A 14,615-nucleotide genomic window follows, 5' to 3' on the forward strand; every position below is an offset into this window, starting at 1 on the left:
CTGGCATCCGCACTGGTCGTCGGGCTCTCGGTGTGGTTCGTGCGCCTGGGCGGCTCCGTCTACACCGACACCCTCGCCGCGCTCGTGAGCGCGCTCGCGTTCTACGGCCTCCTCCGCCTGGCGCGCGGCGTGACGCCCGTGCGGGACATCGTGGTGTTCGCGCTCGCGTGCGCGGCATGCTCCCTCACGCGGTTCTCGCTGCTGCCGGTCGCGATCCTGTTCGCGGTCGCCGTCATCGTGATCGGGTATCTGCCCGGCCGGCTGCGTCCGACGCACGCGTGGGCCGCGGCCGTCGCGGCGGGTGTCGCCGTCGTCGCCTCATCCCTGTGGTTCTACCTGCGCAATCTCGCGATCACCGGCAACGTCAGCGGTGGGCATCCCGACTGGGCGGCGGAGCACACGAGCCGCGTCGCGCGCCCCGCACTGGACGTCGCGACGGATGGGCGATTCTGGACGACGATGACCGAGCAGTTCTCGGTCGGCACGTACCCGCCCCTCCCCCGCGCGCTCGAGCCCGCTTGGCCGTGGACGCTGCTGCTGTTCGTGCTGCCCGTCGTCGCCGGCATCGTGATGTATGTCGCTCGGGTGCTGCGCGACGACGCCGACCGCGCCGTGCGGATCCTCGTGCTGCTGACGGCCCTGTGCGCGTGCGGCGGTATCGCGATCATGCAGGTGCTGCACACGGCGGGCGGCGGCAGCTCTTTCGCCCGCTACTTCTTCGCGCTGCTGCCGTTCCTCGCCCCGCTGCTCGTGCTGCCGCTGCTGTGGCTGCGCGGCATCCCGCTGGCGGTGTGGACGCTCGTGCGCGCCACACTGCTGGGGCTCGAGATCGCGGCGACGCTCGCGCGCGACCTCGGCGGCCCGCAGGCGGCGATCTATCCCGGCCCGACGTGGCTCGGCTTCGGCGTCTCGATGGCGGGCGCCGTGTTGGCGGTGGTGCTCCTCGTGGGGCGGCGACGACGCGACGAGGCCGCGTGACTCAGGACCGTGACCGCGAGGAGCTGCCGGGAGGCGCCGAGCAGGCGATCGGCGCCGGCGCCGCGCCCGATGGGCCGCTGCTGCGCCTGATCAAGGACCGTCGCGTGGCCTTCCTCGTGGTGGGCGCGATCAACACGGGCGTGGGCTTCGTGTGGTTCATCCTGTTCTCGCTGCTGTTCGACCAGGTCTGGCCCGATGCGAAGTGGACGATCTTCCTCACGATCACGTGCGCCCACCTCTGCAGCACGATCTCGGCGTTCGTCCTCTACCGCAAGCTGGTCTTCCGCGTGCGCGGCCACCTGTGGCTGGACTTCTGGCGCTTCCAGCTCGTGTACCTGACGTCTTTCCTGCTGAACCACCTCGTCGTGCCGCCCCTGACGATCCTGCTGGGGCTGGATGACATCGTCGCGCAGTTCCTGTTCACGTTCGTGATCGCGGTGATCAGCTGGTTCGGCCACAGCCGGTTCTCGTTCCATCGCGGAAAGGAGGAGCGGTGAACGCGCCCCCTCTCAGCGTCGTCGTCCCCGCCTTCAACAACGCCCGCACGCTCGCCGAGACGCTGCGTTCGATCCTGGATCAGGACGTCAACGGCATGGAGGTCATCGTCGCCGACCACGCGTCCACCGACGACACGCTTGCGGTCATGCGGTCGTTCGCGAGCGACCCGCGCGTCATCCTGCTCGAGACCGAGGCCGGCGGCGGCGCCGGCCGCAACTGGAACCGCGTCACGGATGCCGCGCGCGGCACGTTCATCAAGCTGGTGTGCGGCGACGACGTGCTGCGTCCCGGGGTGCTGGCACGGCAGACCGAGATTCTCGCCTCGACGGGCGCGGTGATGACCGCGTGCCGCCGGGACCTGATCGACGCGAGCGGCGCCGTCCTCCTTCCCGCCTGGGGCCTGCGCGGGATCGACCGCCGCATGCCCGGCGCCGAGGCCGTGCGCCGTGCGGTGCTCGCGGGGTCGAACCTGTTCGGCGAGCCCGCCTCCGTCATGATGCGGCGTGACGTGCTCGCGCGCACGGGCGGCTGGAACGACAGCTTCTCCTACTTCATCGACCAGGCGACGTACACGCGCGTGCTGTTCGAGGGCGACTTCGTGCCGGATCCCGAGGTCGGTGCGACCTTCCGGATGAGCGATGCGCAGTGGAGCGTCGCGCTCGCCTCGCGCCAGGCGGCCGAGGCGCGCGAGTACCACACGTGGGTGCGTGAGACGCATCCCGAGGCGATCTCCGCCACGGATCGCCGGGTCGGCGACGTGCGGGCCGCGCTCATGGCTCGCGCCCGACGCCTCTCGTATCGTGTGCTGAAGAGGAGGATGCGATGACCGACCTGTATGTGCACCGGATCAGCGTGGTGATCCCGGTCTACCAGGGCGAGCGCACCCTCGACGCGGTCATCGAAGAGCTGCGGCCGCTGACGCGGGGCTTCCGCACGCCGGGCGGCCGCGCCGGGCAGGTGGGCGAGGTCATCCTGGCCTACGATCGCGGCCCTGATCGCTCCGATGTGGTCATCCGCCGGCTCGCGGCGGCGGACGACTGGGTCGTGCCCGTCTGGCTCAGCCGCAACTACGGGCAGCACGCCGCGACGCTCGCCGGCATGGCGAGCTCGGGAGGCGAGTGGATCGTCACGATGGACGAGGACGGCCAGCACGACCCGGGAGACATCGGCTCGCTGCTCGACGCGGCGCTCGACGCGCAGGCCGACCTGGTGTACGCCGACCCCGTGAACCGCCCGCCGCACGGCGCCCTGCGCAACACGGCGTCGCGCACGTCGAAGCGCATCCTGGAGACGATGTTCAGCGGCGGTCGGGCGACCGACTTCCACAGCTTCCGCCTCGTGCTGGGTGAGATCGGGCGCAGCGTCGCCGCATACGCCGGCACCGGCGTCTACCTCGACATCGCTCTGAGCTGGATCGCCTCGCGCACCGCCACGGCCCCCGTGACGCTGCGCACGGAGGGCGACCGTCGATCCGGCTACTCCTACCGCCGCCTGTTCGGGCACTTCTGGAGCATGGTGCTGACCTCCGGCACGCGCGGCCTGCGGCTCGTCACCGTCACCGGCACGATCGTGTTCATCGCGGGCATCGTGTTCGCCCTCTACCTCTCCATCGCCCGGCTGGCGGGCGTCGTGAACGAGCCGGGATGGACCTCGCTCATGGTCGTGCTGCTGCTCGGCATCGGCATCATCCTGGTCGCGCTCGGGATCATCGCGGAGTACCTGGGCATCGCCGTCAGCACCGCGCTGGGCAAGCCGTCGTACCTCATCGTGCGCGACCCCGCGACGGGGCCGCTCGCGCACGCCGGCCGGGAGCAGGTCGGGGGCTCGCCCGCACGGACGCCGTGACCGTACGTCGCTGGATCATCGGCCGGGGCCTGCTCGGACGTGCTGTCGCGCGCGCCCGCCGGGATGCGCCGTTCGGAGCCGACGTGCCCGACTGGAACGACGGTGACGGCACCGTCGCCGCCCTGTCGGACGCCCTGGCGCGCTTCGTCGCGGGGGCCGCTCCCGACGACCACCTCGAGATCTCCTGGACCGCCGGCCGCGCCGTGACCTCGACGCCCGCGCACAGGGTGTTCGCCGAGGTGGACGTGTTCGAGCGCTTCGTCGCCGAGCTCGGCGCGCTGCCCGCCGAGACGCGGGCGCGGCTCACGTTCATGCTGGCGTCGTCTGTCGGCGGCGCCTGGGCCGCCTCTCCCGACGCGCCCTACACCGAGTTCACCCCGACCGCGCCGGCGTCCGCCTACGGTCAGGGCAAGCTCGCGATGGAGGCGGCCCTGGCAGGGGCGACGGCCGCGGGCGGCTGGCGGTCGCTCGTTGCGCGCGTGACCAACCTCTACGGTCCCGGTCAGGATCTCGCCAAGGCGCAGGGACTGATCTCGATCCTGATCCGCGCCCACCTCACCGGCGTACCCGCCTCGATCTACGTTCCCCTCGACACGCTGCGCGACTACGTGTACGAGGACGACGCGGCGCGGATCATCTCGGCCGCGTCCCTGCGGGCAGGGCAGACGCCCGCGGGGACCACCACCGTGAAGATCGTCGGCAGCGGCCTGACGGTCTCGATCGGCGCGCTGATCGGCGAGCTGCGGCGCCTTCACCGCCGCCGCGGTCTGATCGTCCTGGGAGGCGGCGACGCGCGCGGTCAGGCGCTCGACCTGCGCGTGCGGTCGCGCGTGTGGACCGACCTGGACGGTCTCGCGCGCACGACCCTGCCCGAGGGCCTCAGCCGCGTGTATGCGTCGCAGCTGGCGTCGTCGGCCGTGCGGCGCGTCGACGGCTGACGAACCGCAGGACGAGCCAGGCGCCCGCCACAAGCACTCCCAGAGAAGCGGCGCCGACGAGCAGCGGCAGCCCCGGCGGCTGGAAGCGCACGGTCACGACGTCACCCGGCGCGGCGTCCGACACGTCGACCGTGAGCAGCCAGTCACGCACCGGCTCCCCCTCTCGTGCACCGCTGATCACATAGCCCGGATAGTCCAGGCGGCTCAGCACGACCCGGCCGTCCGCGCCCACGTCGTCCACGCGGAAGCTCACCGCGCCGTCCGCCGCCTGGATCCCGCTCAGTGCCGTGCCGTCCCCCGTCCAGACCACCCCGCCCGCTGCCGGCAGCGGCTCGTCGCGCTGGAACAGCCAGGTGAACTCGCCCTCGCGCTCGAGGTGCCAGCCGTCCGGCGCCTGCGGCTGCTCGGGGAAGGTCGCCTTCATCGCGAGCACCGTGCTGACGCTCATCAGGTCGCTGAGCCGCTCGCCCGTCTCGCGGTCGGTGCTCCACAGCGTGTCGAGCGCCTTCGCGCACGTGTTGCCGCGCAGGTCCATGCAGAGGTCCTGGATGAAGTCGTCATACGGCAGCACCGTGTAGAGGTTCGACACGTCGGTCTCGCTCAGGTACCAGAGGTTGGCGATCAGGCGCTCGTCCCACGTCGCGGGGTCGCCCGAGCCGGCGTTGATGTTCCCCACCGCGATCGCGTCGCCGTGCGGCTCGCTCAGCACCTGACGCATCGCGCTCACGTCGGGCACGGCGCTGCCGGGAAGCGGCGTACGCGGCATCGCGACGATCTGGGCGGCGACGGTCACGGCCGTGACCGCGACCCCGCCCACCACCAACACGGCCGTGCGTGCGGCCTCGCGCCAGGGCCGGCGCGCCACGAGCACGATCGCGGCCAGCAGGACCAACTGCACGACGACCGTCGCGCCGACGCTGCGCCACTCCAGAGGCACGTTGCCGATGTTCAGGACCGCCAGCAGGAGGATGAGCGCGACCGTCCAGCGGATCCTGCTCTTGGGCAGCTCCCGCCAGCGCGTCCGTGTCGCCGCGACCGCGAAGAGTACGAGCAGCGCGAGCGTGAGGTACGGGATGAATCGCAGCGGCCAGCGGATCGCCGCGATGTGGCTCGGCGCGAGGATCGCGATGAATGTCGCGGAACCCAGCACGAGAAGCGGGATGCACCGACGCAGGGCCGCGCGGGACAGCGGCAGCACGAGGAGGAAGTACGGCAGCAGCCACGCGATGTACACGAGCGGCGCATTCGTCGGCAGCCCGGTCCACAGCGCCACGCCCTCCTCGAGCACCCCCTCGGGAGCCTTGACCTCCTCGACCCACGTGCGGATGGTGGCGGGGAACGTCGGCGCCGCGGCCCCCGCGACGTCCGTGAGATCCGCGTTCAGGAAGAACCAGTTGCGCACCACGAAGTCGCCGCGCGGCGTGACGGATGCCGTGAGGATGCCGGGCAGGTAGACGAGCACCGTCCACGCCGCTCCCCATGCGGACGCCAGCAGGCTCCGGATGATCCGGTCGCGGTCGCGCTGCCAGATCGCCCGCACGAGCGACTCCACGAGGATCCCGACGAGCGCGATCACGCCGAACACGTACCCGAACGAGACGAGCAGGTAGCTCGCGACCAGGTACGGCAGGGGCGAGCGCGCCGCCTCGACCGCGCGACGCAGCGCCCACCACACCCAGGGGAGCAGTGCGGCGTTGAACAGGCCGGTCGACCATGACGCGGCGTCCATGTACACCGTGAAGCCGCACAGCGGCACGAGGACCGCGGCGAGCGCCGCCCATGGGCGCGCGGCCGTGAACGACCGCGCGAGCAGATAGGTGCCCAGGCTCAGCAGCACGAGGAAGGAGACCTTCACGACCGTCGCGAAGACGACAGGATCCTCGCTGGCGCGCGCGCCCAGCGCGATCAGCCAGGTGAGCGGGCTGAACAGGCCCCACTGCCCCTCGGCCAGGTAGTTGCCGGCCTGCCAGGCCGACGGCTCCATGATCGGCAGACGCCCCTGACGCAGCTGATCGCCGAGCTGCCACCACTGCCCGAACGAGCCGAGCTGCGTATCGTCCGCGAAATAGAACCGCGGATCGCCCAGCAGGCGGGCGAGCGCGAAGACCGTGGTGACGACCGCCGCCGCCAGCGGCCAGAGCAAGCGGAGCAGGCGTGGGTTCACGGAGACCGATGCTAACAACCGCCGCGTTCAGCGGGCGGTAAAGCCGCTTGTGACACGATGGTCGGGTGAAGGGCATCATCCTCGCCGGCGGTTCTGGCACGCGTCTGCATCCGATCACGCTCGGCGTCTCCAAGCAGCTCGTGCCGGTGTACGACAAGCCGATGATCTACTACCCGCTGTCGACGCTGATGCTGGCGGGGATCCGGGACATCCTGGTGATCACGACGCCGCATGACGCGGCGGCGTTCGAGCGCCTGCTGGGTGACGGGTCGCAGTTCGGCGTGTCGATCACGTTCGCGCAGCAGCCCTCCCCGGACGGGCTCGCCCAGGCGTTCACGATCGGCGCCGACTTCATCGGCGACGACAAGGTCGCGCTCGTCCTCGGCGACAACCTGCTGTACGGCCCCGGGCTCGGCTCGCAGCTGAAGCGGTTCGCGGAGGTCGATGGCGGTGCCGTGTTCGCCTACTGGGTCGCCGAGCCGTCTGCGTACGGCGTTGTCGAGTTCGATGAGGACGGACGCGCGGTGTCCCTGCAGGAGAAGCCCGCGCAGCCGCGGAGCAACTACGCCGTCCCCGGTCTGTACTTCTACGACAACGACGTGGTCCAGATCGCCCGCGGCCTGAAGCCCTCCCCGCGCGGCGAGTACGAGATCACCGACGTCAACGCGGCCTACCTCGAACGGGGCAAGCTCAGCGTCGAGGTCCTCCCGCGCGGCACGGCCTGGCTGGACACCGGCACGTTCGACCAGATGACCGACGCCGCCGACTACGTGCGCACGATGGAGCGCCGCACCGGCCTCAAGATCGGCGCCCCCGAGGAGGTCGCCTGGCGCTCGGGCTTCCTGAGCGATGATGAACTGCGCGCACGCGCGCAGAAGCTGGTCAAGTCGGGGTACGGCACGTACCTCCTGGAGATTCTGGAGCGTGGACGCTGATGGCTCGTCTTCTCGTCACCGGCGGTGCCGGATTCATCGGCTCGAACTTCGTGCACCACGTCGTCGCGCACACGGATGACAGCGTCACGGTGCTCGACAAGCTCACGTACGCGGGCAACCGCGCATCGCTGGCGGGGCTTCCCGAGGATCGGGTGTCGTTCGTCGAGGGAGACATCGCGGACGCCGAGCTGGTGGATGCGCTGTTCCGCGATGTCGACGCGGTCGTGCACTTCGCTGCGGAGTCGCACAACGACAACTCGCTGAACGACCCCCGGCCGTTCCTGGACACGAACATCATCGGCACGTACACGCTGCTGGAGGCGGCACGCAAGCACGACGTGCGCTTCCATCACATCTCCACCGATGAGGTGTACGGCGATCTGGAGCTGGACGACCCCGCCCGGTTCACGGAGACCACCCCGTACAACCCGTCATCGCCGTACTCGTCGACGAAGGCCGGCTCGGACCTGCTTGTGCGCGCGTGGGTGCGCTCGTTCGGAGTGCGCGCGACGATCAGCAACTGCTCCAACAACTACGGCCCGTACCAGCACGTGGAGAAGTTCATCCCGCGCCAGATCACCAACGTCATCCGCGGCATCCGACCCAAGCTGTACGGCACGGGCGAGAACGTGCGCGACTGGATCCACGCCGACGACCACTCCTCGGCCGTGCTGACGATCCTCGAGCGCGGTCAGATCGGGCAGACGTACCTGATCGGCGCGGACGGCGAGCAGAACAACAAGGACGTCGTCGAGCTGATCCTCGAGCTCATGGACGCCCCGCGCGACGCGTACGACCTCGTCACCGACCGACCGGGGCACGACCTGCGCTACGCGATCGACTCCACCAGGCTGCGCACCGAGCTCGGCTGGCAGCCGCGGTATCAGGACTTCCGCGCCGGACTCGCCGCCACCATCGAGTGGTACCGGGACAACGAGGCGTGGTGGGCCCCCGCGAAGGACGGCGTCGAAGCCTTCTACGCCTCGAAGGGACAGTAGTGACCGAGCTGGGCAAGCAGCTGTCCGCGCAGACCACCCCGATCGAGGGCATGCTGCTGTTCGATCTGCCCGTCCACGGCGATGCGCGCGGCTGGTTCAAGGAGAACTGGCAGCGCGAGAAGATGACCTCTCACGGTCTTCCCGACTTCGGGCCCGTGCAGAACAACATCTCCTTCAACGCCGAGACCGGCGTCACGCGCGGCCTGCACGCCGAGCCGTGGGACAAGTGGGTCTCCGTCGCGACCGGACGCGTGTTCGGCGCGTGGGTGGACCTGCGCGAGGGGCCCGGTTTCGGCACCGTGTTCACGACCGAGCTGGACCCGTCGAAGGCGATCTTCGTCCCGCGCGGCGTCGCCAACGGGTTCCAGACGCTCGAGCCCGCGACCGCGTACACGTACCTCGTGAACGATCACTGGTCGGCCGACGCCTCGTACTCGTTCGTCAACCTCGCCGACGAGACCGCAGCGATCGACTGGCCCATCCCCCTCGCGGACGCGGAGATCTCCGACAAGGACCGCGCCCATCCGCGTCTCGCCGACGCGCAGCCGGTGCCGCCGCGGAAGACCCTGATCCTCGGCGCCGGCGGGCAGCTGGGCCGCGCACTGCGCGCCGAGTTCGGCGACGGGCCGCACATCGAGTACGCCACGCGCGCCGACCTCGACCTCTCCTCCCCCGACCTCGCCGGCGCACGACACTGGCGCGACTACGGCGCCATCATCAACGCCGCCGCCCACACCGCCGTCGACGCCGCCGAGACCCCCGACGGCCGCGCCGCCGCATGGGCCGCGAACGTCACCGGCGTCGCCGCGCTCGCGCGCATCGCCGCCGACAACGGCGTCACGCTCGTCCACGTCTCCAGCGACTACGTCTTCGACGGCACCGCCGAGCGCCCCTACCGCGAGGACGACGCGGTGTGCCCCCTCGGGGTGTACGGACAGACCAAGGCCGCCGGCGACGCCGTCGTCGCCGCGACACCCCGCCACTACATCGTGCGCACCTCCTGGGTCATCGGCGACGGCGGCAACTTCGTGCGCACCATGGCCGCCCTCGCCGCCCGCGGAATCGACCCGTCCGTCGTGGACGACCAGATCGGCCGCCTGACGTTCACCGCCGACCTCGCCCGCGGCATCCGGCACCTGCTCGACACGCGCCCCGACTACGGCGTCTACAACCTCACCGGCGCGGGCCGGACCCGTTCCTGGGCGCAGATCGCCGCCCGCGTCTTCGAGCTCACCGGCCACGACCCGGCCCGCGTGACGCCCGTGTCCACCCAGCAGTACTTCGCCGGCGCCGACCGTCCGATCGCCCCGCGCCCGCACCGCAGCGTGCTGGACCTGTCCCGCATCGAGGCCACCGGCTTCACCCCCGCCGACCACGACGAGAGCCTGTCGCGCTACCTCCTCGCCGAGACGGCCTCGGCGGACGGGGCCCCGCTGTGAGTCTGAGACGGCCGCCCGCCCTTCCGGTCGGTCTCGTCGGTCTGGCGCGCCCGCGCTCGACCGGCACGGCCGCGCGTGTGTGGTGGATCGTCGCGATCGTCGCGATCGTGGCGAACCTCGTCACCACGGCCTTCATCGGCGCGACGGCGACCCGCCCCGCCTTCCCCTTCGACGAGCTGCACCTGCTCGAGCTGTCACGGCTGCTGGCCGGCTTCGACGTGCCGACGTTCGACAGCGGCGGCTACTACCCCGGATGGGCGGTGCTGCTCACGCCCCTGTGGTGGATCTGGAACGACCCCGAGGCCGTGTACCGTGCGGCCGCGGTGTTCGGCTGGCTGCTCGCAGCGGGCACGATCTATCCGCTCGCCCTCCTGGTGCGGCGACTGCGGCTGTCCCTCCCGCAGGCGCTCACGGTCGCCGCGATCGTGTCGACGCTTCCCGCGCGAAGCGTTCAGGCCGACTATGTGCTCAGCGAGCGCATGCTGTTCCTGCTCGTCGTGTGCAGCGCGCTGGCGGCGTTCCGGCTCTGGGAGCGCACCACATGGCCCCGCGCCGTGGTGTTCTCGGTCCTGGCCGCCGCCGTCTACTTCACACACATGCGCATGCTGCCTCTCGTCCTGGCCAGCGCGGTCTGGCTGGTCGCGCTGCTGCTCAAGCGCTGGCACGTCGCGCTGATCGGACTGGTCGCACTCGGAGCCGGCTACTTCGCGGCCGACAGGCTCGGCACGCGTCTCAACACCGTGCTGCTCGGCCGGGAGCCGTCGCAGAGCGACTCCGTCTGGGCGAACATCGAGCAGATGCGTCTCGGCGTGTTCCTGCGCGTGGCGCTGGGGCAGACCTGGAACCAGATCGTGGGCTCGTACGGCCTCTTCGCGATCGGGGCCATCGCGCTCATCCTGCTGACGTGGCGCGAGATCCGTCGCTTCCGCATGGGGCGCGCGACGTGGGTGTTCGGAGTCGTCTCCGCCACGTGGCTGCTGTCGGTCGTCGCATGGGCGAGCGACTGGAACCTGTACCTCAACCCCTGGCAGCGCCTCGACGCATGGATCTACGGACGCTATCTCGATCCGGTGGCGGCGCTCGTCGTGGCGCTGGGTCTCGCCGTGATCGTCCGCGGCGTGCGCACGTCCGTGTGGAGCGCCGCGCTGGTCGCCGCCCTCGGTGTCATGGTTCCGACGGTGTTCTGGGTCTCGCGCGAGGCCCCGACCTGGGGCTACGTCACCCCCGCCCACATCGCCGGCGTGCTGCCGTGGGCGTGGACCCTGCCCACCGAGCCGATCCCGCGCGGCCTCACGCCCACCTTCACGAACGAGAACAGCTTCTGGCTCATCGCGTCGGTCTGCGCGCTCGCCTGCCTGATCGGCTACCGCCTGGTGCGACGCATCGAGTGGGCCGCGCCCGTCGCCCTCGTCGTGCTCGCCGTGCTGGGCTCGCTGGGAGCCAACGCCTCGTCCGACCGCTTCCGCGAGATCGAGACATACCACCCGGAGATGTTCTCCGCGCTTCAGGAGCTGGTGGATGAGCACCCCGACCTCGACGTGGCGTGGGACCGCGCATGCGACCGCTCGGGCTTCATGACCGGCGTCGGTCAGAACATGCTCGGCTACGCGCTGCTGCCGGACGTCTCGATGGAGGCGATCCGAACCGACGAGGACGCGTCGCCGGACGCGGACATCGTGCTGTCGTGCATCGGCGACTCCCCGCTGACGGAGACCGGGGCCCTCCCGCTCCGGGACGCCGTGATCTACGAGAGCTGGCTGTGGATCATGCCGGGCGAACTGCAGGACGAGCTTGTCGCCGAGGGCGAGCTGCAGGACTGACCGGCCGGTCGAGGGTGGGCTGACCGCGCGCTCGGCGCCGGCTCAGCGCCGCGGAGCGCGTCGCGCGATCTTCGGCTGACGCCGGCTTCGGCTGACGCGTCCTGCTTCGGCTCGGCGCCGCCCGGCGCGTCCCGACGAACGTCGGACGCTCAGCGACTGCCGGCCTGCACGAAGGCGAGCGTGCCGCGATTCCAGGGGAGCACAGTGGCGCTGCGGCCCCCGTTGAGCGCCTTCGTCGTCTCGCCGGAGCGGAGTGCCCGCAGCGTCCCCTTGTCGGCGACGTACGTGGTCTTGCCGACCTTCACGAAGAGTCGCCCGTTCACGGCGCCGCCCTTCTTGAGGGTCGCGCACGTGTCGGCGGACATGCCCTGCCCAGGGATGCCACGCAGCCCAGAGACGTCGATCCGGTACATGCGCCCCTGCGAGGCCACGTAGATGCCGTCGGCGCAGGAGACGACGGGGCGCAGGTGGTTGCGGCTCTGCACGGCCAACCCCTTCAGCGGTGTCCGCGTCGAGCTCACCGCGAGCCGCCCCCGGATCCCGAGCTCGCTGCCGATGTCCCAGGACGAGATCCACCATGCCTTGCCGCCGTCGGTGAAGTAGACGGGGTCGGACCCGCGCACCTGGATCACCGAGCCGGACGGAGGCCGTGCCGACGTGACGCGGCTCCCCTTGGGCAGGTAGTCGGCGAGGGCCGCCGCGACACGGTGGACAACCGGCCACCGCCCTCCGCCGAGCGTCTCGAGAACAGGCCGTGACGCGACGTGGCGCCATCTGCCCGCGTCCGCGACGAAGACCGAGCTGCGGCCCACACCCTGCACAAAGACGCGCGCGAGCGGCGCGGCGGTCGATTTCCGCAGCACACCGCAGGTCTTCGCGTCGAGGGCGGTCACGGGGAAGCCGCGGACCGCAGCCGCCTGTACCGGGTAGAGCGTGCCCCGCGAGGGCAGGTAGGTGGTGCCGCCGCATGAGACGAACTGCCGAAGCGTGCCGGACGCCTTGTAGGACGCTCTCGCCGATGCGGGCACCCCGTCGTCACGCACGCGAGCGAGCCCGAGCTCGGCCGGGTACAGCCAGGTGGGCACGTAGAGCAGGCGTGAGTCCCACGTCGGCAGGAACGTCTTCGTCGACCCTGCCGGTTCGATGAACCGACCGGGAGCCCAGCGCACGGTGCCCACTTTGTAGGCCGACTGGCGCGAGGTGGGCATCACAGCCGCGTAAGGCGTCTTGCCGCCGTTGAGCTGCGCCGCGCTCGCGGTGCTGTACAGCGGCACGAGCGTCGAGCCCTCGATCAGGTGGAACTGCCCGCCGCTCTTGAGGCGCACGAACTTGGTCAGCGCGGAACCCGCCGGCACCTTCGTGTACTGCGCCGACGCCAGCACGGTCTCACGCCCGCATTTCGAGCCCCATGCGGCGACCTGCGCGCATGACGAGAAGTGGTGGCGCTGGCCGCCCTGCAGCAGCGACACATCGCCCGTGCTCGCGTTGCGGATGTAGAACGACGCCTCGCCCCCGTTGGGGAGCGAATTCGCCGTCGCCGCGGTGACCGTCTTGGGGGCGCCGAAGATCCGCTGGTACTCCGAGAGCGTCGCCTTGGTGATGTGCACCTTCTTGCCGCCGGTGACGAGGTACACGTGCGGCTCCGCCTTGATCAGCGTGCCGTTCAGGCTCGAGGACGTGCCTCCGCCTGTCGAGCCGAACCAGGCACGGAAGTAGTTCCAGAAGTTCCGGTTGCCGTACGACGAGCACTTGTCGCCCGTGCCGCTGCCGGCGGCGAGCGCCGCGCGGTTCGGCTGATAGGGCGTGTAGTAGTACAGGTTCGCGGTCGCCTGGTTCTGCACGTAGACGCCCGAGGAGCCGCAGGAAGCGTTGGGGTGGTACCGGATGCTGCGGGTGCCGCCCGGCGCATACCAGGTGAAGTAGCTGCTCTTGCCGTAGATCTTCATCTGACGCGCAGCGCCGTAGACCTGGTTGAAGAACCCGTAGTAGGTCTTGTCGCAGTCGGCCGTGTCGGGGCACCCCATGCCCATCGCGATCGTGAAGCGCCAGTCGCTGGGCCAGTTGTGCGTGATGAGGCCCTGCTCCTTCTGAAGCATGACCAGCAGCACACGCGGATTGATGCCGCACGCCTGGGCGACCTTGTGGATGATGCGCGCGGCGCTCTCGCCGTTCGCGCCGGCGTACCGCGAGCAGTAGGCGTCCGCGGCTCGCGTCCGCGTGTTCTCCTTGTAGTTCTCGAGGCACGTGTAGCCCGCCTTGCACGAGGCGACCTTGCCGTTGATGAACGACGCGATCTGCGACGCCGTCATGGTGTTCTTGTCGGTGAAGACCGAGTTGCTGATGATGTTGCCGGGCGCGAAGCCGACGACGGCCGCCGCGGGGACGATGGCCTGCGCGGGGGTCGCCAGCTCGAAGCGCCCCGAGGACGCTCCGTCACCGGACCCCGATGATGCACCGGAGACCGGGTACGGGACGTTGCCCGGGTCGGCGGCGTCGACCGTGACGTCGCCCGCGGCATCCTCCTCGGCGAGCGGCGTCTCCGCGACCACCTCCGAGAGGTCCTCGCGTTCCACCTGCGCGACCGGCGGCGCGGCGTACTCGGTGTCGGGTCCCGGCACGTCGCTCTGCGCGGGCGCCTCCGTCTGCGCGGGCTCGGGCGCCGGTGAGGGCTCGGGCTCCTCCGTCGCGACCGGCGCCGGGTCCTCCGTCGGCTCAGGGGGCTCGGGAGCCTGCGTCTCGACCGGCGTCGTCGCGCTGGGCGTCGGCGTCGGCGCCGGAGCGGCGGCGGATGCCGACTGCGCGGGCAGCAGCGACGCGACGAGCGCAAGGCTTGCGCCGAGGGCGAGGATCAGCCGGGCGGCTCGGTCGGAGCGGCCACGCGAGGGCATGGCAGAACGGACGTGGGGGGCGACACGCATGTGAGCAGTGTGACAGATGTGAAAGAAGTTCTGAAGTTCTCCTCCCACGGGGTGATGCCTGAGCAGTGTGCTCAGCCTCGTG

11 protein-coding genes are annotated in these 14,615 nt (G+C 70.7%); 9 read left to right on the forward strand and 2 right to left on the reverse strand.

Going from position 1 to position 14,615, the window contains the following annotated elements:
- The 5 genes from RIF89_RS04925 to RIF89_RS04945 all read left to right on the forward strand — a co-directional run.
- On the forward strand, positions 1 to 978 hold a 978-nt coding region (locus tag RIF89_RS04925; protein WP_309068025.1), incomplete at its 5' end, for a hypothetical protein.
- Positions 975 to 1,475: a GtrA family protein gene (locus RIF89_RS04930; RefSeq protein WP_309068026.1), complete on the forward strand. Its 501-nt coding sequence runs from the start codon at positions 975 to 977 to the stop codon at positions 1,473 to 1,475. The genes RIF89_RS04925 and RIF89_RS04930, both read left to right, overlap by 4 nt.
- A complete protein-coding gene (locus RIF89_RS04935) occupies positions 1,472 to 2,302 on the forward strand; it encodes a glycosyltransferase family 2 protein (protein ID WP_309068027.1) in 831 nt (276 codons plus the stop codon). The genes RIF89_RS04930 and RIF89_RS04935 overlap by 4 nt, the downstream gene beginning before the upstream one ends.
- On the forward strand, positions 2,299 to 3,321 hold the full coding sequence (locus tag RIF89_RS04940; RefSeq protein WP_309068028.1) for a glycosyltransferase: 1,023 nt from the start codon (positions 2,299 to 2,301) through the stop codon (positions 3,319 to 3,321). The genes RIF89_RS04935 and RIF89_RS04940 overlap by 4 nt, the downstream gene beginning before the upstream one ends.
- Entirely contained in the window at positions 3,318 to 4,259 is a 942-nt protein-coding gene (locus RIF89_RS04945; RefSeq protein ID WP_309068029.1) for an NAD-dependent epimerase/dehydratase family protein, read from the forward strand. Before RIF89_RS04940 ends, RIF89_RS04945 begins: the two co-directional genes overlap by 4 nt.
- Here the strand turns inward: RIF89_RS04945 and RIF89_RS04950 are convergent.
- Entirely contained in the window at positions 4,201 to 6,423 is a 2,223-nt protein-coding gene (locus RIF89_RS04950) for a hypothetical protein (protein ID WP_309068030.1), read from the reverse strand. The two genes, RIF89_RS04945 and RIF89_RS04950, sit on opposite strands and share 59 nt — an antisense overlap.
- Positions 6,424 to 6,488: 65 nt before the next feature.
- On the opposite strand from RIF89_RS04950, the gene rfbA reads away from it, so the two are divergent.
- From rfbA to RIF89_RS04970, 4 genes are read left to right on the forward strand one after another with little or no spacing between them, the layout of a single operon-like run.
- Positions 6,489 to 7,358, forward strand: coding sequence for a glucose-1-phosphate thymidylyltransferase RfbA (rfbA, locus tag RIF89_RS04955; protein WP_309068031.1), 870 nt, complete (start codon positions 6,489 to 6,491; stop codon positions 7,356 to 7,358).
- Positions 7,358 to 8,356: a dTDP-glucose 4,6-dehydratase gene (gene rfbB / locus RIF89_RS04960; RefSeq protein WP_309068032.1), complete on the forward strand. Its 999-nt coding sequence runs from the start codon at positions 7,358 to 7,360 to the stop codon at positions 8,354 to 8,356. The genes rfbA and rfbB overlap by 1 nt, the downstream gene beginning before the upstream one ends.
- A complete protein-coding gene (rfbD, locus tag RIF89_RS04965; protein WP_309068033.1) occupies positions 8,356 to 9,795 on the forward strand; it encodes a dTDP-4-dehydrorhamnose reductase in 1,440 nt (479 codons plus the stop codon). The genes rfbB and rfbD overlap by 1 nt, the downstream gene beginning before the upstream one ends.
- On the forward strand, positions 9,792 to 11,615 hold the full coding sequence (locus RIF89_RS04970; RefSeq protein ID WP_309068034.1) for a hypothetical protein: 1,824 nt from the start codon (positions 9,792 to 9,794) through the stop codon (positions 11,613 to 11,615). The genes rfbD and RIF89_RS04970 overlap by 4 nt, the downstream gene beginning before the upstream one ends.
- A gap of 149 nt (positions 11,616 to 11,764) precedes the next feature.
- Here RIF89_RS04970 and RIF89_RS04975 read toward each other — a convergent pair whose 3' ends face one another.
- Entirely contained in the window at positions 11,765 to 14,533 is a 2,769-nt protein-coding gene (locus tag RIF89_RS04975; protein WP_309068035.1) for a hypothetical protein, read from the reverse strand.
- Positions 14,534 to 14,615 lie beyond the last annotated feature (82 nt).

The sequence above is a fragment of the Microbacterium sp. genome (assembly GCF_031178525.1).
Classification (GTDB): Bacteria; Actinomycetota; Actinomycetes; order Actinomycetales; family Microbacteriaceae; genus Microbacterium.